Annotated in this window: 1 protein-coding gene; it reads left to right on the forward strand. The window is 57.9% G+C overall.

What is annotated here, in order from left to right:
* Positions 1 to 12: 12 nt before the first annotated feature.
* The coding region (locus tag SB772_RS41210) for a hypothetical protein (RefSeq protein WP_410838676.1) at positions 13 to 271 on the forward strand (259 nt) is incomplete at its 3' end.

Raw genomic sequence — 271 nt, forward strand, 5'->3', positions numbered from 1 at the left:
ATTGGATTTAAAATGAATTCCATATTTTCCGAGGATTTTGCCGGCTGGCCGCCGGAGCAGACCGTATTTCCCGTCGCCGCCCTGAACCTTCGGGTGCTCGATGGCGAACATCCGTACCGCGAATCGCGGCGAGACGAGATCGCCGCGAACTGGAAGGCTGAAGTCGAGGCCAATCCGGCTCTGTTCGACGGGCGCATGGTGTTTCAGCACCAGTTGGCATTCGGGGAGGAGGGGCTACAGGGGCAGGGATATATCATACCCTTCTCGACCT

It is taken from the genome of Paraburkholderia sp. SIMBA_030, from assembly GCF_046535245.1.
Lineage (GTDB): Bacteria > Pseudomonadota > Gammaproteobacteria > Burkholderiales > Burkholderiaceae > Paraburkholderia.